General features: G+C 38.9%; 26 protein-coding genes and 1 pseudogene. 13 read left to right on the top strand and 14 right to left on the bottom strand.

Going from position 1 to position 25,821, the window contains the following annotated elements; all coding sequences use genetic code 11:
* Window positions 1-150 precede the first annotated feature (150 nt).
* From KHA94_RS07320 to KHA94_RS07310, 3 genes are all read left to right on the top strand, one after another.
* Complete coding sequence (locus KHA94_RS07320; protein WP_213101503.1) at window positions 151-495, top strand: YojF family protein; 345 nt, start codon at window positions 151-153, stop codon at window positions 493-495.
* 206 nt (window positions 496-701) lie between these two features.
* On the top strand, window positions 702-1,367 hold the full coding sequence (gene bshB2 / locus KHA94_RS07315; protein ID WP_213101502.1) for a bacillithiol biosynthesis deacetylase BshB2: 666 nt from the start codon (window positions 702-704) through the stop codon (window positions 1,365-1,367).
* 23 nt (window positions 1,368-1,390) lie between these two features.
* Window positions 1,391-1,735 carry a rhodanese-like domain-containing protein gene (locus tag KHA94_RS07310; RefSeq protein ID WP_213101501.1) on the top strand — a complete coding sequence of 115 codons (345 nt, stop codon included), beginning with the start codon at window positions 1,391-1,393 and terminating at the stop codon, window positions 1,733-1,735.
* A gap of 114 nt (window positions 1,736-1,849) precedes the next feature.
* Here the strand turns inward: KHA94_RS07310 and KHA94_RS07305 are convergent, their stop codons facing one another.
* Window positions 1,850-2,302: an SRPBCC family protein gene (locus KHA94_RS07305; RefSeq protein WP_213101500.1), complete on the bottom strand. Its 453-nt coding sequence runs from the start codon at window positions 2,300-2,302 to the stop codon at window positions 1,850-1,852.
* 94 nt (window positions 2,303-2,396) lie between these two features.
* Complete coding sequence (locus KHA94_RS07300) at window positions 2,397-3,116, bottom strand: Crp/Fnr family transcriptional regulator (RefSeq protein WP_213101499.1); 720 nt, start codon at window positions 3,114-3,116, stop codon at window positions 2,397-2,399.
* A gap of 303 nt (window positions 3,117-3,419) precedes the next feature.
* Here KHA94_RS07300 and KHA94_RS07295 point away from each other — a divergent pair, with 303 nt between their 5' ends.
* The 3 genes from KHA94_RS07295 to KHA94_RS07285 all read left to right on the top strand — a co-directional run bounded on the left by KHA94_RS07295 (window position 3,420) and on the right by KHA94_RS07285 (window position 6,187).
* Complete coding sequence (locus tag KHA94_RS07295; RefSeq protein ID WP_213101498.1) at window positions 3,420-4,190, top strand: ABC transporter ATP-binding protein; 771 nt, start codon at window positions 3,420-3,422, stop codon at window positions 4,188-4,190.
* Window positions 4,141-5,169, top strand: a complete 1,029-nt coding sequence (locus tag KHA94_RS07290; RefSeq protein ID WP_213101497.1) for an ABC transporter permease — start codon at window positions 4,141-4,143, stop codon at window positions 5,167-5,169. The genes KHA94_RS07295 and KHA94_RS07290 overlap by 50 nt, the downstream gene beginning before the upstream one ends.
* A gap of 370 nt (window positions 5,170-5,539) precedes the next feature.
* A complete protein-coding gene (locus tag KHA94_RS07285; RefSeq protein WP_213102238.1) occupies window positions 5,540-6,187 on the top strand; it encodes a TetR/AcrR family transcriptional regulator in 648 nt (215 codons plus the stop codon).
* A 171-nt stretch (window positions 6,188-6,358) separates the two neighbouring features.
* Here the strand turns inward: KHA94_RS07285 and KHA94_RS07280 are convergent, their stop codons facing one another.
* The 4 genes from KHA94_RS07280 to KHA94_RS07265 form a co-directional block, all read right to left on the bottom strand.
* Window positions 6,359-7,420, bottom strand: a complete 1,062-nt coding sequence (locus KHA94_RS07280) for a PQQ-dependent sugar dehydrogenase (RefSeq protein ID WP_213101496.1) — start codon at window positions 7,418-7,420, stop codon at window positions 6,359-6,361.
* A gap of 25 nt (window positions 7,421-7,445) precedes the next feature.
* Window positions 7,446-8,303 (bottom strand): Cof-type HAD-IIB family hydrolase, encoded by an 858-nt coding sequence (locus KHA94_RS07275; protein ID WP_213101495.1) that lies wholly within the window; start codon window positions 8,301-8,303, stop codon window positions 7,446-7,448.
* Window positions 8,304-8,433: 130 nt separating this feature from the next.
* Complete coding sequence (locus KHA94_RS07270; protein WP_213101494.1) at window positions 8,434-9,093, bottom strand: DNA alkylation repair protein; 660 nt, start codon at window positions 9,091-9,093, stop codon at window positions 8,434-8,436.
* Between the two features lie 62 nt (window positions 9,094-9,155).
* A complete protein-coding gene (locus KHA94_RS07265) occupies window positions 9,156-9,347 on the bottom strand; it encodes a hypothetical protein (RefSeq protein WP_213101493.1) in 192 nt (63 codons plus the stop codon).
* Window positions 9,348-9,507: 160 nt separating this feature from the next.
* Here KHA94_RS07265 and KHA94_RS07260 point away from each other — a divergent pair, with 160 nt between their 5' ends.
* Both KHA94_RS07260 and KHA94_RS07255 read left to right on the top strand, forming a co-directional pair.
* A complete protein-coding gene (locus tag KHA94_RS07260) occupies window positions 9,508-10,281 on the top strand; it encodes a MerR family transcriptional regulator (RefSeq protein WP_213101492.1) in 774 nt (257 codons plus the stop codon).
* Window positions 10,271-12,028, top strand: a complete 1,758-nt coding sequence (locus tag KHA94_RS07255; RefSeq protein WP_213101491.1) for an ABC transporter ATP-binding protein — start codon at window positions 10,271-10,273, stop codon at window positions 12,026-12,028. The genes KHA94_RS07260 and KHA94_RS07255 overlap by 11 nt, the downstream gene beginning before the upstream one ends.
* A gap of 176 nt (window positions 12,029-12,204) precedes the next feature.
* On the opposite strand, the gene KHA94_RS26245 is transcribed toward KHA94_RS07255, so the two are convergent.
* Window positions 12,205-12,330 carry a hypothetical protein gene (locus tag KHA94_RS26245; protein ID WP_275950869.1) on the bottom strand — a complete coding sequence of 42 codons (126 nt, stop codon included), beginning with the start codon at window positions 12,328-12,330 and terminating at the stop codon, window positions 12,205-12,207.
* A gap of 375 nt (window positions 12,331-12,705) precedes the next feature.
* Between KHA94_RS26245 and KHA94_RS07250 the strand changes: the two genes are divergently transcribed.
* On the top strand, window positions 12,706-14,025 hold the full coding sequence (locus KHA94_RS07250) for a short-chain fatty acid transporter (RefSeq protein ID WP_213101490.1): 1,320 nt from the start codon (window positions 12,706-12,708) through the stop codon (window positions 14,023-14,025).
* 390 nt (window positions 14,026-14,415) lie between these two features.
* Here KHA94_RS07250 and KHA94_RS07245 read toward each other — a convergent pair whose 3' ends face one another.
* The 3 genes from KHA94_RS07245 to KHA94_RS07235 are packed head-to-tail and all read right to left on the bottom strand — an operon-like array spanning window position 14,416 to window position 17,052.
* A complete protein-coding gene (locus KHA94_RS07245) occupies window positions 14,416-15,423 on the bottom strand; it encodes an ABC transporter ATP-binding protein (RefSeq protein WP_213101489.1) in 1,008 nt (335 codons plus the stop codon).
* Between the two features lie 15 nt (window positions 15,424-15,438).
* Complete coding sequence (locus KHA94_RS07240; protein ID WP_213101488.1) at window positions 15,439-16,245, bottom strand: ABC transporter permease; 807 nt, start codon at window positions 16,243-16,245, stop codon at window positions 15,439-15,441.
* A 3-nt stretch (window positions 16,246-16,248) separates the two neighbouring features.
* Complete coding sequence (locus KHA94_RS07235; protein WP_213101487.1) at window positions 16,249-17,052, bottom strand: ABC transporter permease; 804 nt, start codon at window positions 17,050-17,052, stop codon at window positions 16,249-16,251.
* 170 nt (window positions 17,053-17,222) lie between these two features.
* Here KHA94_RS07235 and KHA94_RS07230 point away from each other — a divergent pair, with 170 nt between their 5' ends.
* On the top strand, window positions 17,223-18,578 hold the full coding sequence (locus tag KHA94_RS07230) for a YjiH family protein (RefSeq protein WP_420828149.1): 1,356 nt from the start codon (window positions 17,223-17,225) through the stop codon (window positions 18,576-18,578).
* Between the two features lie 63 nt (window positions 18,579-18,641).
* Here the strand turns inward: KHA94_RS07230 and KHA94_RS07225 are convergent, their stop codons facing one another.
* The 3 genes from KHA94_RS07225 to ybaK all read right to left on the bottom strand — a co-directional run bounded on the left by KHA94_RS07225 (window position 18,642) and on the right by ybaK (window position 21,808).
* The gene (locus KHA94_RS07225) at window positions 18,642-19,634 is read right to left on the bottom strand and encodes a hypothetical protein (RefSeq protein WP_249365395.1); all 993 of its coding nucleotides are present in this window, start codon (window positions 19,632-19,634) and stop codon (window positions 18,642-18,644) included.
* 252 nt (window positions 19,635-19,886) lie between these two features.
* Window positions 19,887-20,987, bottom strand: coding sequence for a PRK06851 family protein (locus tag KHA94_RS07220; RefSeq protein WP_213101486.1), 1,101 nt, complete (start codon window positions 20,985-20,987; stop codon window positions 19,887-19,889).
* Between the two features lie 338 nt (window positions 20,988-21,325).
* Window positions 21,326-21,808, bottom strand: a complete 483-nt coding sequence (ybaK, locus tag KHA94_RS07215) for a Cys-tRNA(Pro) deacylase (RefSeq protein ID WP_213101485.1) — start codon at window positions 21,806-21,808, stop codon at window positions 21,326-21,328.
* Between the two features lie 445 nt (window positions 21,809-22,253).
* Between ybaK and KHA94_RS07210 the strand changes: the two genes are divergently transcribed.
* Window positions 22,254-23,672 carry a PAS domain-containing sensor histidine kinase gene (locus KHA94_RS07210; RefSeq protein ID WP_213101484.1) on the top strand — a complete coding sequence of 473 codons (1,419 nt, stop codon included), beginning with the start codon at window positions 22,254-22,256 and terminating at the stop codon, window positions 23,670-23,672.
* Window positions 23,673-23,976: 304 nt separating this feature from the next.
* Here the strand turns inward: KHA94_RS07210 and KHA94_RS07205 are convergent, their stop codons facing one another.
* On the bottom strand, window positions 23,977-24,462 hold the full coding sequence (locus KHA94_RS07205) for a PaaI family thioesterase (RefSeq protein WP_213101483.1): 486 nt from the start codon (window positions 24,460-24,462) through the stop codon (window positions 23,977-23,979).
* A gap of 185 nt (window positions 24,463-24,647) precedes the next feature.
* Here KHA94_RS07205 and KHA94_RS07200 point away from each other — a divergent pair.
* Together KHA94_RS07200 and KHA94_RS07195 are read left to right on the top strand one after the other, a co-directional pair.
* A pseudogene (locus KHA94_RS07200) lies at window positions 24,648-25,066 on the top strand (hypothetical protein); the annotation flags it as partial.
* A 16-nt stretch (window positions 25,067-25,082) separates the two neighbouring features.
* Window positions 25,083-25,589, top strand: coding sequence for a hypothetical protein (locus KHA94_RS07195; RefSeq protein ID WP_213101482.1), 507 nt, complete (start codon window positions 25,083-25,085; stop codon window positions 25,587-25,589).
* The last annotated feature ends 232 nt before the right edge of the window (window positions 25,590-25,821 follow it).

Genomic DNA, 25,821 nt, shown 5'->3' with positions numbered 1-25,821 from the left:
AACAGAGCCTTTGAGCTCTGTTTTTTTAAGCATTAGTTTCGCATTTACGGCTTTTATTTAGTAAAATATATGGGTAATTGATGAACAATTTTTAGAAGCTTGATTCATATATTAATTTAGATTTGATAAAGCATGGAAAGGAGGCCCATAATGGAACCGGTTATCTTTGAGCAAGTCCAAAAAGAAATTGACCGCCTGGCAAAAAAAGATGTGTATATTCATCTAGAAACAACAAATGGAGCATATGCTTCCCATTTCGATAAGACTTTTTTCTCTTCTGGCGCCTATATTCGGAATGCCCTCCTACAATATGAGCACGGAAAAATAACAGGAAAAGGTCCTTATCGAGTAGGGCTCAAAATGAGCTTTGGCTGGGTATACGCAGAGGGCATTACACATTTTGAAATCGATGAACAGGGTCATCTCCTTTTAGCTGGACATGATTTCGAAGGCAAGCTTGCTGTTGCCCTACAACTTAGCGAAACACCCTTCTAAAAAGTAAAAGGTAAGATTGGCAATAATTTCGCCAATTTTCCTTATTCGATAGGATTCTAAAGAATCCGAAATCCATTTATCGCAGATTAACGGGCAGTAAGACCCCCACTTCAAGATTGCGGGAGAATCAAAGAAACCTAAGTGGGGGATGAAAGTACCCCCCCACTGTTGGAAGTTTCACTTTATCATGGAAAGGAGTACACCACATGGAAAAAGAAAGACATGTTCTTGTTGTATTCCCTCATCCCGATGATGAGGCATTTGGCGTGTCAGGAACAATTGCTTCCTATACCCAAAACGGGACACCTGTAACCTATGCCTGTTTGACGTTGGGAGAAATGGGACGAAATATGGGAAATCCTCCTTTTGCTACAAGGGAGTCATTACCCCATATTCGCAAAAAGGAATTACAGGATGCAGCGAATATCCTCGGAATTACTGATTTAAGAATGCTTGGCTATCGTGATAAAACAGTGGAATTTGAGAATGAGAAAGTATTAGCTAGCCATATGGGCGCCATCATTAAGGATGTGAATCCTTCCTTAGTTATTACATTCTACCCTGGCTACTCCGTGCATCCTGACCATGATGCCTGCGGTGCGGCCGTGATTCGAGCTGTCAAAGAGATGCCGGCAGAAAACCGGCCAAAGGTTCATTGTGTCGCCTTTTCCCATAACTGTGAGGAAGAAATTGGCCAAGCAGATATTGTCAATCATGTCGCTGCTTATGCCGATCAAAAACTTGCTGCAATTAAAGCGCATGTATCCCAAACGCAGCTTATGGTAAGTCAGACCGCGATAAATTTAAAGAATCAAGACCCTGAAGTAATAGCACGGTTTCATTATGAAAGATTTTGGTCCTATCCGTTCTAAGTAAAAGCTCGGGGGAGTGTTCAATGAAAAAGTTTTTCTTGTTCATTTTCATAGCTAGTCTACTAGCTGGATGCAGTTCAAATGCTTCTTATGAAAATGTAAGCATCGCGGAAGCAAAACAATTAATTGATGGGAATAAAGTTAACGTCATTGATGTCCGTTCAGTAGAGGAGTTTAATGAAGGGCATATTCCAGGAGCAACATTAATCCCCCTCCCTGAATTAGAGGGCCGAATTGATGAGCTTGATAAGGATCAGCACTATTTAATCATTTGCAGAAGCGGAAATCGCTCCGCGCAGGCAAGTGAAATTCTTATCGAAAACGGCTTTAAGCATGTCTCTAATGTCGAAAAAGGGATGAATGAATGAATGGAAATATGAACTAGAATAAGGAAATAGAAAGCAGTTTTCCCTGTTCATAGCGGAAAGCTGCTTTTATTGTAAAGTTTATTTTGTTGCAATTAAAAAGCAGTGCTTTTACAATCACTCATCCTCACTTTTCTCATCTTCAAGCATTTCCTTTAAATAATCAAGCTGGAAGCCGTCTTCCCTTTTGACCATCTTGACAATAAAGTATTTTGTTAATCTCATTCTTAACCCGCTTGTCTTCACAGATGCGTCTAATTCTACCTGTGTTCCTTCTTTTATTTCATGGAAGATGTATGTATACTCCACAATCAAACCATTTGAATTGCTCCGGGTTTTAAATAATTTATCTTGTTCATATTCCACCATTTCAACATCAGCATTTACAGTATTTCCTCTTACTGATCTTGTTTCTTTAAACTTTGTTCCTTTGCCAATTGGTCCTTCAGTCAGCTTTTCCATTTTGACTACATTCGGCATTATTTCTGAAGTATTCTCCATGCTAGCGATATAATCAAATACTTCCTTTACTGGTTTATGAATAATCACACTTGAACGGAAATCTGCCATGCTCTGCACCTCAATAAAATATAATCAATACAACTATTATATAACAAAAAAACAGAATTCTTCGAACTAGAATCCTGTTTTTATTTTGGCTTTGTTAAAGCTTATGATATAGGGAACAAAATTTACTCCAATCTGAAATAACAATCGTCTTCCCTCTAATTTCAATAATTCCATCCCTTTTTAGCTTTGAGAATACTCGACTTACGCTTTCCCGAGAGGCTCCGACCAATGTTGAGAACTCCTGAACGGTAATAGGCAGCTCAATGAACATTCGATTGCTGTGGTTCGCACCAAATTTTTCTGCTAGTCGATCTAATGTCCGAATCGTTTTCATGTAAACATCTAAAAGAGCTATATCCCTTAATATCGCTGTTAAATCTCGCAGCTGCTCACTCATATAACGGATCATTTGAACAGCCATTTCTGGAGAGACCATTAGCTCCTGCTCCAAATCCTCCGAGTTTAAGAAATAAACTTCTCCATCTTGAATCATCGTAGCAGTTGCAGGATAACACGCCCCCTCTTTTTTAAATAGGCATACCTCTGCGAATATTTCTCCCTTTTTCTTAATACAAGTAATCACTTCATTTCCTTGATCATCTTGCTTTGTCATCTTCACTATACCGGAAAGAACAAAGTATATTCCTTCTGCCTTTTCATATTCCGAAAAGACCTGCTCTCCCTTTTTAAAGCTTTTTTTGACAATTCTCTTATCCATTAACCGGATTGTTTGCTCTGGGAGATTTTTAAAAATCTCAATTTTTCCTAAAAAATTCACCAGATCTGGTTTTTGTATGGCTGTATGGCTGTTCATTCTTATCCACCTCACCCAGTTTTCTCTCTACATTCTATCGAAGCTTATACTCATTGAATGTGACATATTTCACATAATATAAGTGCTTTAACAGAAGAAATCTATGAATAAAATGTTGTTTTCTTATCGATTTATTTGTGTTATCTTCTTTTTGCAAAAAATAGTCACTATTAAAGAGCCTCTTTCTTTCTGGAAGAGGTTTTATTTTATTTCGATAATGAGTGATTACTCACTTTACAAATCTGGAATATCGTTTTAAAATGAACATGAGTGATTACTCACTTTTAAAAATGGGGTGAAAAAATGGAAGAGAAAATTGTTACCATTCACAACGTGTCCAGATCTTTCGGAAAACATCAAGTCCTCAAGAATATCAGCTTAGAAATGAAATCTGGGGAGATATTTGGTCTCCTCGGCCCTTCAGGTGCGGGCAAAACAACAATTGTTAAACAGCTGGTCGGCCTTGATCTCCCATCAGAAGGAGAAATTTATCTTTTTCAAGAAAAAATGCCGAACCTAAAGCTAATCGAAAAAACAGGTTATATGGCTCAATCTGATGCCTTATATGGTGAACTATCCGCCAAGGAAAATCTTGAATTTTTTGCTGCCCTGTATGGATTAAAAGGAGCAAAAAGAAAAAAAAGAATCAAAGTGGTAATGGAAACCGTTTCGTTATCAGAACACATAAATAAGCTTGTATCAACCTATTCTGGTGGAATGAAGCGGCGTCTTTCGCTAGCCATTGCTCTTTTACATCAACCTCAGCTTCTCATTCTCGATGAACCAACTGTTGGCATCGATCCAGTTCTAAGAAAAAGCATATGGAATGCCTTTTATGAGCTGAAAGAGATCGGAACAACGATTATCGTGACTACTCATGTGATGGATGAGGCAGAAAAATGTGATCGGCTTGGGATGATCCGAGATGGAAGGCTCATTGCTTTAGGGACTCCTGAAGAGCTGAAAAATAAAACAAATTCCACTAGTATTGAAGAAGCATTCTTAGTGTACGGAGGTGCTGGAAATGAGAATAAACGCTCTAGTCATTCGAATTCTTCGGCAAATTATTCGTGATAAAAGGACAATGGCCCTGTTAATTTTCGCTCCAATCCTTGTATTATCCATGCTTTATTTGGTTTTTAATGGGGATGATTATATTCCAAAGATTGGTTTTGTAGATATCCCTGAGCAGATCCAGGATCAACTAAACTTAGATGATGCTGAAATCACACAATATGATTCTATTCATCAAGCAAAAAAAGCTTTATCAAATCATGAGCTCGATGCATATTTTCTTTTTGAAAACCAGAAGCCTTCTGTAGTTTTAGAAGGAAGCGATCCTAGTATTAATGGGTCCGTTATGAAATGGATGCAAACGGCCTTGAAGCCTTTACAGCAGAATGCTCCCCAGAAGGAAATAGCCGTTGATTATTTGTATGGCTCAAGTGAAATGAGACAGTTCGATTATATTGGCCCTATCCTGCTCGGTTTTTTTATCTTTTTCTTTGTTTTTCTTATTGCCGGTGTGTCTTTCTTGCGGGAAAGGACGACTGGAACACTAGAAAGATTATTATCCAGCCCGCTAAGAAAATGGGAGATTGTCATGGGTTATGTCATTGGCTTTGGTATTTTTACCATGATCCAAGCAACGATCATAGCCTGGTATTCCATCTATGTATTAGACATGATGATGGAAGGTGCATTCGGTTATGTCCTGCTTATTACGTTACTCGTTTCCCTTACTGCCTTAACATTAGGAATCTTACTATCTTCCTTTGCGAACAATGAGCTGCAAATGATTCAATTTATTCCGCTTGTCATTGTCCCGCAGGTCTTCTTTTCAGGTCTATTCAATCTTGAAACTGTCTCAAGCTGGCTTAGCTGGATTGGCCCGATAACACCGCTGTATTATGCAAGTGAAGCATTGCGCGGTGTTATGATTAAAGGATATGGCTGGGATATGATTTATAAAGATTTGCTTATATTATTTGGTTTCTCGTTGTTGTTCATGATACTCAATATTGCCGCATTAAGAAAATATCGGAAGCTTTAATAGAAAAGCGCAAGCGCCTTCAGAACAATCAAAGTTCAGATTGTTCTTGCGATGATTATTCGGAGGAGCTTTCCTTAGTGCTCACCCTAAGGCAAGCATAAGACGGGCCGACAGGAAGGTTGTTCTTTAACCTTCTTGGCGGACTGGCTTATGACCTCGAGGTCGACAAAAACGCGACGTCCTGTCGCATTGTCGACACTCGTACGTCCTGTACGTCGGGGGTAGGCGATGGAGCTAGACATTTCTCTAACTCTAAAAGTTATAATTTCTTAGTCAGTCGCTAATGCCTAGAGCATGCCCGTTTCTATTCAATAAAAAAATCATTTATAATAATTGTAACGAAATGTGCGTATAAAAGGGGTTGTTCATCATAGCAGATCAAGATTCATTGATTACACAACTTTTCGACGAAGAAGAAGACTTAACAGATAAGCAGAAAAAAATAATTATTGCAGCGATCGAGTCTTTTTCAGAAAAGGGTTATGCAGCTACATCTACAAGTGAAATCGCAAAAAAGGCTGGGGTAGCAGAGGGAACGATTTTTAGGCATTATAAAACAAAAAAGGATTTACTTTTAGGAATTGTTGCTCCTGCAATGGCGAAATTACTTGCTCCATTTGTCATTAAGGATTTATATAAAGTATTAGATACGAAGTACGAGCATTTCGAGGACTTTCTTAGAGCGATGATTGAAAACCGAGCGGCTTTTTTGAAGCAAAACTTACCACTCTTTAAAATTTTCATTCAGGAAATTCCTTTTCATCCAGAGCTAAAGGAACAATTCACTGAGCATATTGCCAAGAAGGTCTTCGATCGCTTTACAAAATTAACGGAGTATTATCAGAGAAAAGGGCAAATTATTGATCTTCCACCCCAACAAATTATAAGATTGACGATTACAACGATTATGGGCTATTTCATCGCCAGATACTTATTTCTTCCGGAAGCGGACTGGAACGATGAGGAAGAAATTGAACTTACGATACAATTTTTAATGAGAGGGATAGGTCAAAAATAATCGGTGTTAGACATAGTTTGTGTCTAAGAAAATACCAAGATTGCAGAGTTTATAAAAATAGAACATTTCAGAAAGGGGCTGCCCTTTAAAATCAATTCGGTGATTTTAAGACAGCCCCTAATACTTATAGTTCTGTTAATAATATTTTACTGGCTTTAAGACCCCCACTAATTAAAGTTGAACTTTATATAGCTTGTCATCCTTCTCAAGCGGGATCCCGCGGCCATCTGTGTTATTGCTAATAAAGTAGAGGACGTTATCCTCTATAAACACATCCCTGATCCGGCCAAGACCGGTAATGAATTCTTTTTGTTCACCTGTTTGCAGGTTAAATTCCAATATGGCAGTTCCTCTCAAAGCTGCAACATAAAGCTTTCCGTTCGAATAAGCCATTCCTGATGGCGCCCAAGTCGTATTTTCACCAGAAGTAAATAAAGGCGATTCCATACCTTCCTTTTTTTCCGAACCCCTGATGACTGGCCACCCATAATTTTTCCCAGCCATCATTTTATTAATCTCATCGTTTGCTGAAGGGCCATGCTCACTTTCATAAAGTGTGCCGTCTGAAGACCAGTCAAGCCCCTGCGGATTACGATGGCCATAGCTGTATACATAGGAATTCGGAAAAGGATTATCCGAAGGAATGGAGCCATCTAAATTCATTCTTAAAATCTTTCCACCTAAAGAATTCAAATCCTGAGCAATTTCCGGTTTAATGGCAGCATCTCCAGCCGTTGCGTATAGCTTGCCGTCCGGCCCGATTTCAAGTCTGCCTCCATGATGAAACTCGCCGCTCGGAATTTTATCTAACAGCCGCCGCTTTTCTTTCCAGACATTGTCCTCAAGCTGCAGCACAACAATACGGTTATATTGTCCTGTTTGATCCTTATAGGTATAATACGCGAAGGCTTCCTTCGATTGTGAAAAATCAGGTTTTAGTACAAACCCAAGTAATCCAGCTTCCGCAGCTGTGGCTATTGATTTTTCAAGAGATACCTTCTGGCGTTCCTTTTGCCCCTTTTCTATTTTGACGATACTCCCTGATCTTTCCGAAAGATAAAAGGTACTTCCAATTTTATCGATTGACCAAGGTATTTGCAGTTCATCAGCCACAACCTCCACTTCTGCATATGGGACACTTACTTCCTGTTCCTCTACTTCCTTTTCCTTTGCACCTGAACATCCGACAACGAATACAAGGGCAAGAAAAATAATGCCGAGAACATGCTTCATTCATGTTCCTCCCTAAATAGATGTTTTAGGCTAAAACCTCCAATATCGCTTTGGCAACTCCGCTTTCCTCATTTGTTAATGTTACTGCATCACACTGTGCTTTGATCACTTCATCAGCATTCCCCATTGCGACCGCTCTGCCTGCCATCTTAAACATGGAAAGATCATTGTAATTATCACCGATGGCCATCGTTTCCTGTAAAGTGATTCCTTTTTCATTCACAAATGCCTCAAGGGCAATGCCCTTTTGAGCATCCAAGCTTGTTAACTCAAGATTTTCATTCCCAGAGGCACTTACAGCTAACTGACCGAGCTTAAGTAAAGCTTCCTTAGCAGAACTTAAAAGATCCTGCTCAAACGAAAAAGCTAATAGTTTATAAATTTGATGCTCTTCATGATTAAAAATAACATCATAGTTGTCTACTTTTTGGATTAGACCTTTCGAAAGTCTTATTTTCGCCACCTTCATGATTTGATCTATATCTGCTTCTGGGTTTGCACTTAAAACAATGTCAGCGATAATGGAAATAGCCTTATCCTCATCCAGTGTGTATGTTCCTTGATTCGTATATACCTCATAATAAACATTTCTCTCTGAAAGAATGGAAGCAGCCTGCTTTGCAATCGTTTTTTCAAGAGAATTTGCCGCAATAATTTCATTGTTAACCGAGCGGATTTCTGCCCCATTAATACAAATTACTGGACAAATAAGCCCAGCTCTATCCAAAACAAATCTTGCTTCCTTAAAGGATCTTCCAGTAGCAATCACAACCTCTACTCCTTGTGACTGCGCTTTTCGAATGGCGGCAATATTCTCATCTGTGATCTGCTGTGTCGCTGTCAAGAGTGTTCCATCCATATCAATTGCAATGCATTTTATCATGATTTCACCTTCTAATTCACTTTATTGTTATGCTTCCGCTTATTTTATTAACACCTTTTTTAAATTCTTGATATGAAAAGCGTACTGAATGGATTCCTTATATGTTGCGTTTATCGGCCAGTTTCCACTATTACTTAATATATTTGCTTCCTTCCCTGACACTTAATTTGGGAAGAGGAGTGGATTCTATAAATGCCTTTACAGAAGTGGGGTTCGTTTTGGAGTATTCCCTCAATATCCAGCCGATGGCTTTTTGAATAAAAAACTCATTGCTCTCTTTATTTTGCTGAATATAGTGATATAGGAGCTCTTCATTTGTACGCTCTTTATATTTTAATTGAAAAAGAATGGCGGTCCTCCTTAGCCATAAATGATCACCATAAGCCCAAGTATCTATCACTTCCTGAATAACTTCCGGATGATTGGCTGCAATGGCTCCCACTGGATTCGATGCTAGCAAATCTACTGTATCCCACCATGGCTTCGTCATAATAAGCTTCTTCATTAGCGGCAGATGCTGCTTGTCCAGTTTTTTCAAAGAACGCCCAATATAATCGAGCGCAGCATACTGGTATTCCCTTTCATCCTTCTCCCATAATGCTATCACAAAGTCTTCCTGAAAGCTTTTCTTTAAAATTCCGCTTTCCTGATAAAAAAGCTTCATCAACTGACTTCTTTCCGGTGATTTAATTCCAAGGAAAGGGAAGTGATTTTTCATATAGTTTTCCATCGGGATCGCCTTCTCCCTATTCCTTTTCTGCTCAATAAGGTCAACTAATAATTGGATCATTTTATGTACTCCTTTTATAAACTAAAAAAGGCATCACTGCTTATTTACAGTATGCCCACTTATCAAAATGGTCCGTTGCTATGATCATTTTTCATATTATGCATATAGGATTCGACATATGCTTTTTCCGAATCTGAAACATGCCTTTCATTTTCATTTGGATCAAAATTTCGAATTCCGTTCTTTTTATTCCACCAATCGACGATAACACCAATTCCAAGTAATATGATACAGAAAATAAGGAGAAACCACATATTTTATCACCCCTTAGTTTAATTTTAACATTTTTCTGAAAATAAAGACAGCCAAATTGTCTTTTTTACATTTGTTGGAGATTAAATAAGTTTATGCTTGCATCTCTCGTTACGTTAGGTTTTATGATTAATATAGATAATAAATTGGGAGGCAAAAACTATGGCAGCCAACTATTCCATCGGACAATTTTCAAAAAAGACTAGTACGACTATTAGAACTCTTCGATACTATGATGAAATCGGGATTTTGAAGCCTGCATTTATTACAGAGTCAGGACGAAGATATTATTCAGATAATGATTTAATCAAATTACAAAAAATTGTCTCACTAAAATATTTAGGCTATTCATTAGAGAAAATTACGGAGTTTATTCATATGAACGACTGGAATTTAAAGGAATCCTTATCCTTTCAGAGAAAAGAAATGCTGCAAAAAAAGCTGCACATTGAAAAAGTAATTCGTGCTCTAGATCATGCCCTGCATATTATGGACGATGACGGGGAGGTCGATTCCTCCATCTTTATCTCGCTTATTTTAAATATTCAAATGGAAAGTGAGCATAAAAAATGGCTGAAAGGATTTATTGAGGAGAAAAAGGTTGACGCAATGTATGACATTCCAGAGGAAAAGCAGCTGGAGCTGAATAAAAAAGCAATTACCATTTACTCCGACTTAAAAAATCTATATGGACACGATCCTGAAAGTAATCAGGTTCAGGAGGTGATCAAAGGCTATATGGAGATTGTGCAAGAAATTATTGGAGATGATTTTAAACTAGTCCAAGAGCTTTATGATATGGGGAACGAATCAGAAAGTCAAATAGATACTCATAACCTCTTTCATTCTCCATTTACTCCTGAGGAGGAAGAATGGGTGACAAAGGCAATGGACATTTATTTAAGAAAGAAGGGTGTGATTGTCGATGGTAAGTAAAGTGACTAAGAAAAGCCAAAGCAGTACAAACTGGAGATCCTTCTGGCAATTATTAAAAGAAGCAAATCCTCCAAAGTGGATTTTTATTATAGCAATCATACTAAGCCTTATTGAAACTGGGGCAGGATTGATTGTTCCGCTTTTTACAAAAAATCTCGTTGATCAGCTTGCAGCATCTGCACTAGAAACTTCCTTGATCATTTTGCTGGCATCTGCCTTTATCATCCAAACGATTTCTTCCGGCTTCTCGTTTTACTTTATGACATACATCGGAGAGTCGATTGTTGCTTCTATTCGAAAACGGCTATGGAAGCAAATTTTACACTTGCCCATTCCTTTTTTTGACAAGCATCAATCAGGGGAAACGATGAGCAGGGTAACACAGGATACAAATATTGTAAAAACCCTTATTACACAGCATATGATTACATTTTTAACAGGGCTCATTTCAATTATCGGAGCCGTTGCCATTCTATTAATGATCGATTGGAAAATGACCTTAATTATGATTATTTCTGTACCTATTTCGATCGGATTGATTATGCCGCTTGGACAAAAAATGTATAAAATATCAAAAGCTACACAGGATGAAATGGCTGATTTTTCCGGTAACCTTGGTCGTGTTCTTACAGACATCCGACTTGTTAAAGCCTCCCATGCGGAAAAAGCAGAGAAAGTCCGTGGCGAAAAAGGAATACAGCATCTATTCCAATTCGGGCTGAGAGAAGCGAAGATTCAAGCAATCATTTCTCCATTTATGACCTTTGTGATGATGCTTGTCCTTGTGATTCTAATTGGCTATGGAGGGGTACGCGTTGCCTCTGGTGATTTAACAGCAGGCTCGCTTGTCGCCATCATCATTTATATGTTCCAAATCATTGTTCCGTTTACGCAAATGGCTTCATTCTTTACAGCTTTTCAAAAAGCAATTGGAGCAACGGAACGAATTCAAGGGATCCTAAGCCTTTATAATGAGCCTTCCGAACAGACACTTCTTGTGGAGGACCCAGCTCAAAATCTAACGTTTCAAAATCTTTCATTCTCTTACAAGGAAAACCCCATTATCAAAAATATAAATTTGACCCTTCCTGCTGGAAAAACAACCGCTTTCGTAGGACCAAGCGGAGGAGGAAAAACAACTCTTTTCGCCCTGCTTGAACGCTTTTATGAGCCTGATAGCGGCGAGATCCTGCTTGGCGGAACAAATATTAAAGATTTCAACCTCCGTTCATGGAGAAGCCAAATTGGCTATGTGTCACAGGAAAGTCCTCTTATGTCAGGCACCATAAAAGACAATATCGTTTATGGAATAGAAAGAACGGTATCTAATGTAGAAATTGAGGAAGCCGCTAAGCTTGCCCATGCAGCAGAATTTATTGAAAGGTTGCCGGATGGGTATGAAACAGAAGTAGGAGAAAGAGGAATGAAGCTTTCAGGCGGACAAAGGCAAAGAATTGCCATTGCACGAGCCATTATCCGCAATCCAAAGATTCTTCTCCTTGATGAAGCCACATCCAATCTTGATAGTGCATCCGAGCATCTTGTTCAAAGAGCTCTTCAACAGCTCATGGACGGCAGAACGACTTTAATTATCGCCCACCGCTTATCAACGATTGTTGATGCAGATCAGATTGCCGTTGTTGAAGCTGGAACCATTACAGGGACAGGGACACATTCTGAATTACTAGAAACCCACTCCCTCTATCGAAAGCTTGCTGAACAGCAGTTTGAACATTCATTTAATTAAGTAGGAAGATTAGAAGTTTTATATAAAATGTACTCAATAGAAGAGACACTTAAAAAAGGTCTCTTAGAGTGTTCATGAGACTGAATTAAGCTGGAAAGAGGGAAAAAGCGGTTTCATAGAAAGTTCATGGAACCGCTTCAAGCTGAAAAAAAAGAAAAAGCGGTCTCTTAGAGTGTTCATGAGGAGGCGTCTTCATCCGTTAAATCGATTACGGTAAAGAGTGATTCACCCCTAAGCTCCCTGATCCTCTGTTCAGTTTCGGCTGCATCACGATGTTCATTTAAATACACGATGACCATCATCGCTCCTTCTTTTACAAACGAATAAGCAACCGTTTGGCCGACGCCAGAAATTATACAAACCTCCCCTTTAATTTACCAGATCCCTTATAAGCTAGATTTTTCGAAATAGGCCTTGGATTCATAACATATTCAAAACCTGGTTGAACATTTTGATGCTGAGGGGAAAAGAAATCGATACTTTTCTACATTTCTTTTTCTTACTGTAGTAAGAGGATATAGGATACATCCAAGATCCTCTCCTTTAGACATTTGCCCAGTAACATATTCGAGAAAAGAAGAAGCTTTCATTTATTTATTCTGAATTGAAGGAATATTATTATTTTTTGTAGAAAATACATAGTGGAAAAAAGTTCATTTTTTAGGAGGTTCATATCATTGAAAGCATTAGTTTCTTTTTTTAACCGCGTCATGCAGCGGTTCTTGCCTGATCCATTTATATTTGTCATCATTTTAACTTTTGTCGTTTTTGGATTAGGGCTTATTTTCACTGACAGCGGACCATATCAAATGGTTCAGCATTGGGGCTCTGGCTTCTGGGGGCTTCTTACGTTCTCCATGCAGATGGTGCTCGTATTAGTTACAGGGCACGTACTAGCAAGCAGCCAGATTTTCAAAAAAGGGTTAGGCGCTCTTGCAAGCACTGCGAAATCGCCAGGCCAGGCTATTATTATTGTCACAGTTGTTTCCATCATTGCCAGCTTAATTAACTGGGGATTCGGACTTGTTATTGGAGCCCTATTCGCAAAAGAATTAGCAAAAAAGGTGAAAAATGTAGACTACCGGCTTTTAATTGCCAGCGCTTACTCAGGGTTTGTCGTTTGGCATGGGGGGATATCAGGGTCTGTGCCTTTAACGATTGCCACGAAAGGCCATTTTACAGAGGATATGATTGGAATCATCCCAACGGAGCAAACCATTTTTTCTGTATTTAATATGGTGATTGTAGGAGGTATTTTTTTAATTATTCCGTTTGTTAATAGATTGATGATGCCATCTAAGGAAGAAACGATTACGATTGATCCAGCAATTTTACAAGATGATGTTCAGGCAGCCACTTTAGAAAAAGGGGCGATGACGCCTGCTGAAAAACTTGAAAACAGCCGTATTATTTCTTTATTAATTGGGATCTTCGGACTAGTATTCTTATTCTATTATTTTGCTACTAACGGATTTAAATTGAATCTTGATATTGTTAATTTCTTATTCCTATTCTTAGGCATTCTTTTCCATGGAACTCCAAAGCATTTCCTTGATGCTGTCCTTAATGCAGTAAAAGGAGCAAGCGGAATTATTATACAGTTCCCTTTCTATGCGGGAATTATGGGCATGATGACTGCTTCAGGTTTAGCAGTTGTTATTTCGGAAGCCTTCGTATCGATTTCAAATGATGTTACTTTCCCATTCTTTGCTTTTATCAGTGCTGGGATTGTGAATATCTTTGTTCCGTCCGGAGGAGGCCAATGGGCTGTACAAGGACCTATCATGCTTGAGACAGCACAGGTGCTAAATGTCTCTATTCCAAAAACAGCCATGGCGGTGGCTTGGGGAGACGCATGGACAAATTTAATTCAGCCATTCTGGGCTCTTCCAGCTTTAGCCATTGCAGGTTTGAGAGCCAAGGATATTATGGGATATTGTGTCCTAACACTAGTAGTATCCGGTGTCATTATTTCGCTCGGTCTTACATTTTTTTAAATAAAGCCTAAATTATTTGTCTTGCCTGTGGGGTATACGGGAAAATGTTGATCCTTCTTTTGAATCGCATTTCAATCGTGTGCTCCACAGGCTTTTTGGTATTTAACTGGCTCGCAAGTGCTGTTAAAGACTATTATTCTAACTTTTTTTATTTTTAGGGTCTATTTCAGGCTTTATTTGACCACCCTCTCTCTTATTTTCAACTTTGATGGTCTATTGACTACTCTCTCCCAAATTTTCGCTTTAATAGGCCCTAAACAAGGTTTAAGCCTTATTTGGGAATAGGGCAATACCTACTAACTTTAACTCATGTCCCCAAAGACAAAAGGACAAACATTCGGTCAATCCTACTCTTTAATAGTTTCAAAATATGCCTATAACAAAAGCAGCCTATACTTTTACCGTATCAGGCAGGTCCTGGAACCCCTCTTGATAGATCTTGCTAATAATGGATTCGATTTCAGGCTCCTCTACTGTTAAATCTTTAATATTATGAGTCTTTGTAATTTGCGCAATCAGATCCGAAGCCGACACTTCATCACGGTTAAATTTGATCCAGAAGCGGCTGCCTTCTTCTTTAAAAATCTCTCCTCCAGTAAGAGGAGGCCTTTGTTTAGATTCTTCTAAATCAACAATTAAGGTTCGCGTTTTCCCAAACCTCTCCTTCACTAACGCTATTTCGCCATCATACATTTTAGTACCATGATCAATGAGCACCATCCGTTCACAGAGCTTTTCAATATCCTCCATATCATGTGTCGTCAGAATAACGGTTATTTGTCTATCCTGATTAATTTCCTTTATGAAGGTTCTCATCTTCTCCTTCGCAACAACATCAAGACCAATCGTCGGTTCATCTAAAAATAAAATAGGCGGGTCATGTAGTAGAGATGCCGCAATATCAGCACGCATCCTTTGGCCAAGAGATAATTGCCGAACCGGTGTATTTAAAAATTCATTTAAGCCTAGTACTTCCGTAAAGGTATCCATATTTTTCTTATACCTTTCATTAGACACTTGATAGATTTCCTTTAAAAGCTCGAAGGATTCAATTGTTGGCAAATCCCACCACAGCTGTGTCCTTTGTCCGAACACAACCCCAATGTTCTTGGCATTTTTCTGCCTATTTTCATAAGGGACAATCCCGTTTACGAGAACCTTTCCGTCACTTGGCACTAATATCCCCGTCAGCATTTTAATTGTTGTTGATTTACCTGCACCATTCGGTCCAATATAACCAATGATCTCCCCCTTCTCAATCGAAAAGCTAATGTCCTTGACTGCCTCTTTTTTTGTATATTCCCGCTTCACTAAGCTTCTTAATGCGCCCATCATGCCCGTTTCTCTTTTGGCTATCATAAAGTCTTTTCTTAAATTCTCTACTTCGATAATCGGCATTGTCATCCTCCTCATCTATGAACCAGTGCTTTTATATCGGCTTAATCCGAGCATCCAGATCCAGTAGGCAATCATAAAAAACACCAACCCTACCAATGGGGAAAAATATCCGATATAGGCAGGAAAGAACGGTGTTTCTTTTTCTAAAATAACGGCGGCAGGAAAATAATTTACGAAGCCAAATGGTACGACAAAAGCAGTAAACCATTGAACAATCTTTGGATAAATCACTAAAGGATAGTTCGTTAAATTCCTTGCCGGGTACATCGCTACCCAATAAAACTGCTCTGATTTCGTCGTCCAAAACGCAAGCGCCGAAATGAGAACGAGCAGTCCTCCTTGAATGAGGATGCCTCCAATAATAGACGCGAATAAAAATAAGACCTTACCAAATGTCCAGCCAATATTTATTTCAAAGCTGACCCAGATAAAGATTAAAATACTAAAAATAAACTGACCGAACGAGGCGACATCAAACCTCATCGCCATAAAATGGAAAAACGGATTGATCGGCCTGACTAAAAACCGGTCAAAGGTTCCATTAATGATATACGTATCTAAACTACGAAAATGGAAAAATAAAATAATACAAAAACCCCATGATAATATGGCTATGGCAAATAGGAACAGCATCTCGAAAAAGCTCCATGAACCGAGCTCCTGAAAGCGGTATAGCATGACCCACATTGTAATCGCCGTACCTGAATATGCCGTAATCAAACCGATAATTCGCATGAAAAAGGCAAAGCGATATTGAAACTGTGCTCTAATACCTGCTGAAACAAGCTTAAAATAGAGATCCACATATTTTAGAATAGGCATATTCTATCCCCCTTGAACGATGACTTTATGTGAGGCGCGATTCCAGACAAATCTCAAGAGGAAAAAACATGCGATGACCCAGAAAAGCTGTATGCCAATCGAGAAAAGGATTTCCCCGCCGAAAATTTCACCAATGAAAATAGCATTTGGTATGTAATAGATTCCTTGAAATGGCAAGTAGACTGCGATTTTTTCCAGCCAATCAGGAAAGAACCAAAGTGGAATCACAGAGCCAGACAGAAGTGACATCGCAAAATAGAATATATCCTCAATCCCACCTGTTTCGACTAAAAAGAAGGATAACAGTCCAAATGCCATTTCGATGCAATATCGAATTAAAAATCCATTAAAAGCTGCAGCGATAAAATAAACCCAAGTCAGCCAGCTAGCAGGAACTGTTAAATCCATGAAAATAAATAAAACAATATAGAGTGGTAAAAGAGCCGTGATGATATAAAATGCTACACTCCCAAAATCCGCAAATAAATAGCGCAGGGGAACATTGAAGGGCCTCATTAGCTCAATAGCAATATCTCCTGTTCTCACCTTCTCTTGAATCTCCCAAAGAGGAGTGCCCGCGCCATTAATCCCTGATAAAAATTGACTGACGACGATATAGGTCAGCATAGCTTCAAAGCTGACGCCGCCTGCTTCTTCCCTTCCAGCATAAAGGGCAGTCCAAATAGAGCCCCACATAAGCAGGAAGATGAGATTAGACCCTAATCTCGACCAAACATCGAATCGATAGACAGCCGAGCGCAGGAAAGCTTTTCTTGTAAAAGCCCAGTACATACGATATTGATGCATTTAAACACACCTGCTTTTTAATTTTTCTGACTATTTGATATTTTAACATAAAATGGATGAATAAAGAGGAAAGCAGTGGAAGATAGGATAAAATAGTTGGCATTTATTCAATTATGCATTAAAATTACTTTTGACTCATAAATATAACACAACATAAATAGGTGATAGATTTGAACAAATCAGCAAGAACATTTTCTCTGCAGGATATATTAAAATTTGTTATTCCTTCCCTCATTGGAATTAGCTTATTCATGGTTCCTATTAAATATCAAGGTGACATTACGATTCCTATTGCCATTTTCTCAGGATGGATTCAAGAGGTTTTCGCATCTTACCTGCCGGGGATTATGGTTATTATTATCGTATTAACATTAATAGGTACTTTAATAACAAAGTTTTTCCAGCCTGCTTTGATCGTTAATAACCACTTTTTTAATAATTTATTTAATGTCCCAAAAGTTTGGGTTTTTGCTAGAATATTAGGCGGTATTTTTGCGGTCATGACCTTTTTTCACATTGGACCCGAATTTATTTGGTCTGAAAATACGGGAGGATTATTATTAAATGATCTCCTTCCCATTCTCTTTTCTGTCTTTTTATTTGCCGGTTTATTCTTGCCATTGCTTTTAGATTTTGGGCTATTAGAATTCTTTGGCACTTTGTTTACAAAAATTATGCGTCCTATTTTTAAGCTTCCAGGAAGATCTTCTATTGACTGTGCTGCTTCTTGGCTTGGAGACGGGACGATTGGCGTTTTGTTAACAAGTAAGCAGTATGAGGATGGGTTTTACACTAAGAAGGAAGCAGCAATTATTGGGACAACCTTTTCTGTCGTCTCGATAACGTTTAGCTTAGTCGTGATTTCACAGGTGAATTTAGAATATTTATTCGTTCCTTTCTATGTGACGGTTACGATTGCTGGATTGGCAGCAGCGATTATCTGCCCAAGAATTCCGCCGCTATCAAGAAAGCCGGATACGTATTATCGCGGAAATACGAAGAAGTTGGAAGAGTCAGTTCCAAAAGGGTATACCTCATTAAGCTGGGGGCTTGTCCAAGCTGTAGACAAAGCAAAAGCAAATCAAAGCTTGAGAAACTTTTTTAAACAAGGTGCAAAGAATATTTTAGATATGTGGATGGGTGTGGCACCGATCGTGATGGCGCTAGGTACACTTGCATTAGTGATTGCTGAATACACACCTGTTTTCAAAGTTTTAGGGTTGCCATTCATTCCGTTGCTCGAAATTATGCAGGTTCCCGAAGCAAAAGCTGCTTCTGAAACATTAGTAGTTGGGTTTGCTGATATGTTTCTTCCGTCTGTTATCGGTGCATCAATTGAAAGCGATATGACTCGCTTTGTTATTGCAAGTGTATCGGTGACGCAATTAATTTACATGTCAGAGGTTGGTGGCCTTTTACTCGGGTCAAAAATCCCTGTTTCACTAAAGGATCTATTCATTATCTTTTTAGAAAGAACCCTTATTACATTGCCCGTGATTGTTTTAGCGGCACATATAATATTCTAAAATGGAAAGACGGGCTCATGTGATCCCGTCTTTTCGCTATGTGAAGTCTGACAACGAAAATAACTAGAAGCATCGGAAGGAGTGGATACTGCTCAGGTCTGTCCCGTAGTATACCCAGCGATTCCTTCTCCAGCGCCACCCGGCAACAGAGTTTCTTCCAACAAATGTTGGATAAAACCAGAAGTTGCGGCCACTTTCAAGCCAGAGGTAAGTAAAACGGTACAAGCAGCCACGTATAGCACCTGGATCTACAGCAAAAGCAGTAATCTGCTGCATTTGTGGTGTGAAGGCTGGTGGAGGTGCGCTTGGCGGTCCTCCTTGCTGCTGCCCAGTTGGGAATCCACCTGGATTGCCTCCTGGAGCTCCGCCTGGCATTCCTCCCGGCATTCCCCCTGGCATCCCTCCTGGCATTCCCCCTGGCATTCCCCCTGGCATCCCTCCTGGCATTCCCCCTGGCATCCCTCCTGGCATTCCCCCTGGCATCCCTCCTGGCATCCCTCCTGGCATTCCCCCTGGCATCCCTCCTGGCATTCCCCCTGGCATTCCCCCTGGTATTCTTCCTGGCATTCCTCCTGGCATTCCGCCTGGCATTCCGCCTGGCATCCAGCCTGGCATCCAGCCTGGCATCCCTCCTGGCATTCCGCCTGGCATTCCTCCCGGCATCCAGCCTGGCATTCCGCCTGGCATCCCCCCTGGCATTCCGCCTGGCATTCCTCCCGGCATTCCGCCTGGCATCCCCCCTGGCATTCCGCCTGGCATTCCTCCCGGCATTCCGCCTGGCATTCCTCCCGGCATTCCGCCTGGCATTCCTCCCGGCATCCCTCCCGGCATTCCTCCCGGCATTCCGCCTGGCATTCCTCCCGGCATTCCTCCCGGCATTCCGCCTGGCATTCCGCCTGGCATTCCGCCCGGCATTCCGCCTGGCATTCCTCCTGGCATTCCGCCCGGCATTCCTCCTGGCATTCCACCTGGCATCCAGCCTGGCATTCCTCCTGGAAGCATTCTTTCATCAGATGTAGACACTTCTTCATCATAAGGATAGTTTCCAAAATCCATAGGTCTTTACCTCCTCTCTTTATACCTTCCTTTTAATGTATGCAAATCGCCTACAATGGTGTTTGACATATACTTCGTTTCTGGGTACTGTCAGAGGTGCAGCTTCAAGCTGCTTTGGCTTCGAATGACTTATTAGAAAACTTGACGAATACCTTTGTTTTTATCTTTTAACAGAAAAGAAACCTAATGGACATTTCACTTTAATGCGTGAATAAACTTATACATTCCTTATAGACAAGAACATGTATTAATTCACTTATATACTTCAGTTTTTTGTAAAATTTCCGAGCGAATGCTATTTCTCAAACTGTCAACGATCGAAAAATCCATTGCATGAATATAAATAGCTTCTAATTCATCCCGCAGCGTTTTAGCATGAGCTAAATAAGAAATAGATTCTTTCATTTTTCCTTTATATTGCTGGCTAACTTCCTTTATTTGTTCAGCAAAAATCCCATCTGTACCAGGCGAGACTAAAATATCATACATATCAATAATTTCATCTCCCGCTCGGTCTGGAAAATACTCATGAGGACTCGTGCTATCAAAGATCGCAAAACCAAGCTCACGAAGAATTAACATATCTAGACTATGAGGATCAAATCCACAATGATATATTTCAATATCAAAGCCTCGTTTCTCCGCCTCAGCAGCTAATTTCTTTAGCATAGTAGACTTTCCAGTGCCCGCACGGCCTTTAATAAAATACCGTTTCGGAAGCCCCTCTGTAAGATTCGGAACAAAGTCCACTGCACCCTTTGGTGTTGCTGCTCCTAAAAAACGGTGCTTCACATTCGATTGCTTATTTAAACACATATTACCGAAAAAAGATTGAATAAGCTGGTTCGTCAGCTGATCGGCTTTTGCAAAATCCATATTGTCAAAGTATATGTTTTCCCATTTGTCATGTATTTTTAGTGCTTCACTCAATTTATTATAAGCAGTTTCAAAGGTTTGACTAACCTGCTCGGTAAGATTCTCAATTTCTCCTTTTCTCTCTGCTAACGCTTTTGAATCCCAAGCTTCACCGAGATTAACATATTCTTCTATCGCTCCAGGTGCCTTCGGTTCAATGACATGAGGAGCTGTTCCATCTACAATCCCTACCTTAAGCACAGGAATGATTACCCCGTCTATCGAGTTATTATCTGAAGAACAATGAATGTACTCAAGATCGTATCCTTTATCTGCCCATTCTGAGCCGATTGATTTCATTAGCGATGATTTTCCCGTTCCAGGACCGCCCTTTAAAATGAATAACCGTTCGAGTCCTTGCAGGTTAGACTCGAATAAGCTGTAAAAACCACGTGCTGTATTTCCTCCGCCAAAGTAATTCAATATTTTTCCAGCCACTACTACACGTCCCTTCCCGTTCAATTGCCTAATTTGTTTTCATCCTTACCATATGCAAAAAAGCATTGATGGGTGAAAGCCTATCTTTTGCTCATTGCTTCCATACTATTAATCTTTTTTTTGCTCATGCATTTTTCTTTCGTTATCGTGTTCATTTTCATTAGAAAAACTTGGCGTTCGCCAAGTCCTTTTTGGCGAATGTCTTAGTTTTTGTATGCGATCTTATTAGCAGATATTAAATTGAACACACACTTTACTTTAGTACGTTAATAAACTTAAGCTTTCCTTTTAGCAAAAAAAGAAGCGCAAAAATCTTTTCGATTTTGCACTCCATCACCTTACAAATATTTACAAACATCTTCTAATTTGGCTTGTATGACTTGAATCAGATCTTCAGTAGCTATTTCAATTTGAACGCCTATTTTACCGCCACTAACAATTATCCCCTCTAGCTCAGAGGCTTGTGCAGCAATAAAACTCGGATATTGCTTTTTCATGCCGATTGGTGAGCAGCCGCCGCGGATATATCCCGTATACTTCTGGATGTCCTTGACCGGAATCATTTCAATCTTCTTTTCGCCTGCCGCTTTTGCTGCCTTCTTTAAATCGAGTTCTTCTTCGACAGGAATTATGAACACAAATAATTGCGTGCTCGTTCCATGAGCAACAAGTGTTTTAAAAACTGCCTTCGGATCTTTATTGATTTTTTGCGCAACTGAAACGCCATCAATTTTCCCATCTTTATTATCATAAGTCATTAATTCGTATTTCACTTTTTTTGCGTCAAGAATACGCATTGCATTTGTTTTCCCTTGAGCCATGTTATCACCTTACAAAATTGTTTCCTCTATTTTATCATTTCTATGTTAAACTTTCTTGTTGATTTCCACTGCAGGCACTAAAGCGATCGCGAGCGGTCCGGGAGCCTCCTCGTCGCTATCGCTCCTGTGGGGTCTCCCTTTGACTCGCTTCTCCCGCTAGAGTCTCGTGCCCTCCGCTCCAATAAGCAGCAAAATAGCATTAACAACATTTAGCTTTAACACAGCCATTGCCTAATAGGGTTGTGAACAGAAACACTTGGGATCTTAGTAAACATGGATCGATTAGAAAAGCGTTCGCCAAGTCTTATCAATAGATTTTTTTGTTTTTTCTGTCAATAATTAGTTGAAAAATGCTATTATATAGCTAAGGCTCTTCATACTTTTTCACATTTAATCAGTAGGCATAATAAGTATTCACGATCACATTGATGAGAGGTAAATTTGAATGTTGGATAAGATTAATGTTGAGAATCCACAATTATTCATCCATGCTTTTGAAAACGCCGGAATCGGAATGGCGATAATAGCACTTAATGGAAAACTATTAAAAGTAAATCAGTCTTTATGTACTAGTTTCGGCTATTCAGCGGAAGAGCTATTGCATTTATCGATTAAAGATCTTTTTCATCCAGACGATTTAGCTATTGATAAACTTATTATTCAAGAATTGACTGCAGGAAAAAGAAAATCATATCAAATGGAAAGACGTTATATCCATAAAGACAACCATGAAATCTGGACAATTATGAATGTTTCGTTAGTAAGGGATGAGCACGAACAACCTCTTTTCTATATAAGTCAAATTCAAGATATTTCCGCTCAGTTACTTACTGTGGAAAAACTGCGAGAAAGTGAAGAAAGGTATCATCGTTTAGTTGAAGAATCCCCAGATGGAGTCGTTATTCTAAAAAATGAAATATGTGTTTTTATTAATAAGACAGGTGTTGAACTTCTTGGTCTGAGCAGTAAAAAAGACATAATCGGAAGAACCATTTTTGATTTCATACATAATAAGGATCACAATGCGTTTAAAAAAAGAGATTTTTGCAGGGAATCGGTAGGCCCTTTTGAAAAAAGGTTTATACGTTTGGATGGAAAGATTATCAACGTTGAACTAAAAGCAATTCCAACCACTTTCCAGGATGAGCCTGCCGTACATGTAAACATTAGAGATATTAGCGTGAGCAAGAAAGCTCAGGAGCTTATGATCAATTCAGAAAAACTAACGATTGCTGGGCAATTAGCTGCAGGGATTGCACATGAAGTGAGAAATCCTTTAACTGCCATCAAAGGTTTTTTTCAAATGATGGAGAAGGATGTAATGGAAAATAAATTGTACTTCGATGTGATTGGCTCTGAAATTAATCGAATTGAAGTCATTCTGAATGAATTGTTATTACTTGCCAAACCGCAAGAAGCGAAATTTGAATTCAAAAACATAGAAGTAATCTTAAATCATGTCCTCACATTATTGGAATCCCAAACAAATTTGAACAACATCCAAATCATTAAAAATATTGAACCTAGCATTCCACTTATTAAATGTGATGAAAATCAATTAAAGCAAGTATTTATAAATTTCCTAAAGAATTCAATCGAAGCGATGCCTCGAGGTGGCATGATCCATATTGATGTGCTTCAACAGTCTGCCTCGTCCATTCTAATTCGAATTGTGGATCAAGGTTCAGGGATTCCAGAGCATTTATTAAATCGCGTTGGAGAACCTTTTTTTACAACAAAGGAAAAAGGGACTGGCTTAGGATTAATGATTTGCAAAAATATAATTGAAGAGCATCAAGGGAAAATTAAAATTGCGAGTTCTCCTAGCGGAACTCGCATCGAAATCCATTTCCCAACTTCATAAATGTTCAATAGAATAACTTGGTGTTCGCCCAGTCCTTTTTGCGAATGCCGCAGGACAAGGAAAGCTTCGTAAAAGAGACATCGCCAGGCCAAAAGAGAAGCTTTTGGGAGGACGTGGCATGTATGAGCGCGAAAAGTGCAACTACGCCTCTGTCTTCGCCTTTCCAAGGCTCGCCAATCAGCGAGCTTTCTTTATGCGATCTTATTAGCAGATATTTAATCGAAAACATACTTAGTATGTTAAAAAACAAAATTCAACCAAAAAAAGCAGGGATTAGCCTGCTTTTTCCCAAGTATGTAGCTCATTAATCCTTTTTCGCAAATGTACTTGGCATCACGACTGCAACAACCTCACCGCGTGCGTAAACGTCGTCGTTCACAAATACCTCGACGTCCACCTTCCACTTTTTAGGATGAATTTCTTGAACCGTTCCGACCGCTTTTAACGGCACACCGAGTGGAGTTGGTTTAACAAAGTCTACTTTTAATGAAGCTGTCACAAACCGCGCTGGCTCTGTCCCATCCCCAATCTCATGTCCATTTTTGCGGTGTAAGGCTAATGCTGCTGATCCTGTCCCATGACAATCAATGAGTGAGGCAATTAAGCCGCCGTAGACAAAACCCGGAATTGCAGTATGCTCCTGTTTCGGTGTATAAATGGTTACTGTCTGTTCCCCAAGCCATCCTGTTCTGAAATGATGACCACTCTCATTTAAGCGCCCACACCCATAGCACCATGCAAAATCATCTGGATAATAATCTTGAACTGCATTCTGGATCTTTTCTTTCATTTTCTCTCCCCCTTTTTAGAATATTATATATCATTTGGAGAATGGCGGGAAAGCGTTTTCAGACTATTACTTCAAATTGAAATGTGACTCTTAGGGAAACCACAATCTGCTCTTTGTCCTTTGAAAAATTATTGGTCATTTCCTTATCGCTTTCATATATTATCCTGTCATAAAATGTATGTTAAGAGGGCTACTTCCTTCGTAAATCAGCAGACCTAATGGGGGACTTTCATTACGTTACCTTATTTTATTGGAGACATAAAGTATTGTCTGCTCTACAACAAATGAATTTCGACACATTTTCAGAGATTGTGGAGATAGAAGAAACATATTTTTGTGTACTCTTAAAAAGGTAAAAGAAACATTGAAGGGCGTAAGCCTCGCAAACGTGGAGGTTCTTCAAATTTCGCGGGATTAATTACGAATAAGTCTGTGTTTAATGGTGTGGCTACAAAATACCTCAACCATTATTTAAGTTGGTTTCAATTTATTCGATATTGTTGAGCAAAGAAGTGATAATACTTCATTAAGAAATATGATAGTAGATAGTTATTTATTTCCAATTAATGAAACTTATCAGTCATTAAGAATGTATAATTTATAATAAAATGGGGGATTAGATGCAAAAAAAAGTAAAGAAAAAGTTATTAAGTTTATTTATAGGTGAATTATCTGCTACTGTTATTTTTGCACTGGTGTGGATTATATATCTAAAGCTTTTTGAATGGGCAGAACCCTACTTAACTTCATTTTCGTCTTTATATGCATTTGTTTTATTAGAATTTATCTTGCTTCAAGGTAGTTATTATTGGTTTCTTAAGTGGAAACAAGCCCAACGAAAAGATTTCTCTCATTTACCTTATCATCCACTGCGAATTTTTGCATTGTTTAAGAGAATTAACCTTTCCTTAATAGTAATAGGAATAATCGTAATAATATATCAATTAATAGTATTTCCGCTTGAGTTTTATTGGTTTGTATTCCTTTACTTTTTCGCAATAATTGAATATATCAACTACTACCACATTCGACTTTCCTATCAAAACATTGATGAAATTAAGAATTTAATTCGTCAAAAAGAACTTAGAAGTTCAAAATTGGCAAAAGAATTGAAAAGTCTTCAATAAATAGCTGATGAGTCCAAATAAATAACAATAAAAACTTCTTTCACTGGAAGTTTTTTATTTTTGTTGGTATTTTAAAAGAGATCATTGTGCAAAAATTCCATTTTATCTAAATAGATTTATTATTTTAAAAAAATTTACTTTTATCTTGATCAATCACAAAATAACTAGTATTATCAATGTTTATGCAGGATTATTTTTTTTTTTGCAAATTTTGTTTTTGACAATTAAAAAC

The sequence above is a fragment of the Cytobacillus citreus genome (assembly GCF_018343665.1).
In the GTDB taxonomy this organism is placed as follows: domain Bacteria; phylum Bacillota; class Bacilli; order Bacillales; family Cytobacillaceae; genus Cytobacillus; species Cytobacillus citreus.
Note: the sequence above shows the minus strand (reverse complement) of the source record. Positions and strands in the feature narration are given on the sequence as shown.

Bases quoted from the DNA above. Each gene is read 5' to 3' on its own strand.
- KHA94_RS07245 (WP_213101489.1), bottom strand. From the start codon at position 15,423: ATGCCGATTATCGAAGTAGAGAATTTAAGAAAAGACTTTATGATAGCC.
- KHA94_RS07255 (WP_213101491.1), top strand. From the start codon at position 10,271: ATGGTAAGTAAAGTGACTAAGAAAAGCCAAAGCAGTACAAACTGGAGA.
- KHA94_RS07305 (WP_213101500.1), bottom strand. From the start codon at position 2,302: ATGGCAGATTTCCGTTCAAGTGTGATTATTCATAAACCAGTAAAGGAA.
- KHA94_RS07195 (WP_213101482.1), top strand. From the start codon at position 25,083: ATGCAAAAAAAAGTAAAGAAAAAGTTATTAAGTTTATTTATAGGTGAA.
- KHA94_RS26245 (WP_275950869.1), bottom strand. From the start codon at position 12,330: ATGATGGTCATCGTGTATTTAAATGAACATCGTGATGCAGCCGAAACT.
- ybaK (WP_213101485.1), bottom strand. From the start codon at position 21,808: ATGGCTCAAGGGAAAACAAATGCAATGCGTATTCTTGACGCAAAAAAA.
- KHA94_RS07205 (WP_213101483.1), bottom strand. From the start codon at position 24,462: ATGAAAGAAAAGATCCAGAATGCAGTTCAAGATTATTATCCAGATGAT.
- KHA94_RS07275 (WP_213101495.1), bottom strand. From the start codon at position 8,303: ATGATAAAATGCATTGCAATTGATATGGATGGAACACTCTTGACAGCG.
- KHA94_RS07270 (WP_213101494.1), bottom strand. From the start codon at position 9,093: ATGATCCAATTATTAGTTGACCTTATTGAGCAGAAAAGGAATAGGGAG.
- KHA94_RS07260 (WP_213101492.1), top strand. From the start codon at position 9,508: ATGGCAGCCAACTATTCCATCGGACAATTTTCAAAAAAGACTAGTACG.
- KHA94_RS07290 (WP_213101497.1), top strand. From the start codon at position 4,141: ATGAGAATAAACGCTCTAGTCATTCGAATTCTTCGGCAAATTATTCGT.
- KHA94_RS07225 (WP_249365395.1), bottom strand. From the start codon at position 19,634: ATGGATTTTGGAAACTATCCTTATGATGAAGAAGTGTCTACATCTGAT.
- KHA94_RS07265 (WP_213101493.1), bottom strand. From the start codon at position 9,347: ATGTGGTTTCTCCTTATTTTCTGTATCATATTACTTGGAATTGGTGTT.
- KHA94_RS07300 (WP_213101499.1), bottom strand. From the start codon at position 3,116: ATGAACAGCCATACAGCCATACAAAAACCAGATCTGGTGAATTTTTTA.
- KHA94_RS07210 (WP_213101484.1), top strand. From the start codon at position 22,254: ATGTTGGATAAGATTAATGTTGAGAATCCACAATTATTCATCCATGCT.
- bshB2 (WP_213101502.1), top strand. From the start codon at position 702: ATGGAAAAAGAAAGACATGTTCTTGTTGTATTCCCTCATCCCGATGAT.
- KHA94_RS07295 (WP_213101498.1), top strand. From the start codon at position 3,420: ATGGAAGAGAAAATTGTTACCATTCACAACGTGTCCAGATCTTTCGGA.
- KHA94_RS07280 (WP_213101496.1), bottom strand. From the start codon at position 7,420: ATGAAGCATGTTCTCGGCATTATTTTTCTTGCCCTTGTATTCGTTGTC.
- KHA94_RS07320 (WP_213101503.1), top strand. From the start codon at position 151: ATGGAACCGGTTATCTTTGAGCAAGTCCAAAAAGAAATTGACCGCCTG.
- KHA94_RS07235 (WP_213101487.1), bottom strand. From the start codon at position 17,052: ATGCATCAATATCGTATGTACTGGGCTTTTACAAGAAAAGCTTTCCTG.
- KHA94_RS07240 (WP_213101488.1), bottom strand. From the start codon at position 16,245: ATGCCTATTCTAAAATATGTGGATCTCTATTTTAAGCTTGTTTCAGCA.
- KHA94_RS07310 (WP_213101501.1), top strand. From the start codon at position 1,391: ATGAAAAAGTTTTTCTTGTTCATTTTCATAGCTAGTCTACTAGCTGGA.